At 46.3% G+C, this 1,555-nt stretch carries 1 protein-coding gene and 1 pseudogene; both read left to right on the plus strand.

Features of this window, described 5'->3' with window-relative positions; all coding sequences use genetic code 11:
• The first annotated feature begins 207 nt into the window (after window positions 1-207).
• Entirely contained in the window at window positions 208-423 is a 216-nt protein-coding gene (locus DMN77_RS23485) for a hypothetical protein (protein ID WP_179016454.1), read from the plus strand.
• Window positions 389-1,555 (plus strand): annotated as a pseudogene (locus DMN77_RS23490) (hypothetical protein); the annotation flags it as partial. The gene DMN77_RS23485 and the pseudogene DMN77_RS23490, both read left to right, overlap by 35 nt.

Genomic DNA, 1,555 nt, shown 5'->3' on the forward strand with positions numbered 1-1,555 from the left:
CTTGAGCGTGATTTGCTTTTGACAAAGCAGCATACAACCCAAGCCGTTCAATTAATGGCCGATCAATTTTCAAGAGAATTGAACAATTTGCTAGAGAAATATGAGGAAGCATATCTTAAGGCGAGTCTTAGCGTGATTCAAGGCAACAAATAGCAAAATATAGGGAGGCTTTTCCTGCAAACAAACGTTCGAAAGAAGGTGACATAAATGGCACAGATACAACCAGTTGTGAAAGTAGAGCTTGATCCTCTTAAGCCGGTACCAGAGATATGCTCCGTAATCATGGCCGTAACTCCATACCATCCAGGCAATGAAGAAGCGATCCTGCAGGGAGTTAAGGAAGCGGTCGAGCAGCGGTTAGAACAACTCAAGAAAGGACCTAAAGCGCATGACGAACAGGTACGGAAACCTAACTCCAAGTAAGAAGATCAGTGAGGATTTTCAGACTATCAACATCGGCTTTGACAAAGTACAGGCTGAAATGGACGCCAATAAGACGGCAGCAGACGACCATATAGCCAATGCCGATATCCACGTCACAAAGGCTCAAAAGGCAGAATGGGATAGTAAGGCTGCTGGTGGTACCGCGACAGAATTGACCGCTCATATTGATGATAAGGTTGTCCACGTCACACAGGCCGACCATGACAAGCTTGACAGTATTGAGGATGGTGCAGAGGTTAACCAAAATGCCTTTGCCAAGGTCAATGATATTGAAGCCGCGAATCCGTCATCACAGTTTTTTATTGTCGGTGGCGTGGGGATCACAGTAACGACTAATCCCAACAATGGAGAAGTTACAATCACGGCAACAGGTGACGCTACTCCAGGGGCTCACGGTAGCACGCATACTGAGCATGGAGCCGATCCGATCCCTACGGCAACTCTTACAGAGGGCGGTTTGCTATCAGCCGCACAGCTTGCAGAGATTGTTACTCATGGTGAGCTGCTGCAGGAGCAGGGCGAAGCGATATCTGCTTTAGAAACTCGCCTTAATACAGCCGATACAGACGAGATCACATTACAGCCTGGCTTACAGGTAGTCAGCGCGGCCAAGGATGCACGCTTTAACCTTGGTTCTATCAAAGGTAAATCGGAGATTAACGGGAGCGGCAGAATCGGCATCATCGGCGTAGAGAATCCCTATGTAATACGGTATGGAGAGAATCTATTGCCGCCGTTTTATGAGTGGTCACAGCTTGGGAGCAGTTCAAGAAAAATAATTAGTCCTTACAGCTTATCTATTGACCAAAAAGCAGCTGAAGGCTGGCAATTTGTAAGTTATCCGTTATCTGTTACGCCTAACACGGAGTATTATCTACAATGCAGTCACAACATGAAGATGAGCATTGCTAACGCAGATGGCTCAGTAAGTATTATTCCTTATACAGAAGCACAATTCATCAAGTTTAATAGCGGGTCACACACGAGTATATCGGTGTATTTCTCATCCACATCAATTGGACAGGATGTAGTATATTCCATTGCAAACCCGATGCTCACACTCGGCACTGAACCCAAGCCATTCCAACCGCGCGAAGACTCTATGCTTGCC

The sequence above is a fragment of the Paenibacillus sp. 79R4 genome, assembly GCF_013393165.1.
Taxonomy (GTDB): Bacteria; Bacillota; Bacilli; order Paenibacillales; family Paenibacillaceae; genus Fontibacillus.

Coding starts and splice junctions, on each gene's coding strand:
- DMN77_RS23485 (WP_179016454.1), top strand. CDS start 208: ATGGCACAGATACAACCAGTTGTGAAAGTAGAGCTTGATCCTCTTAAG.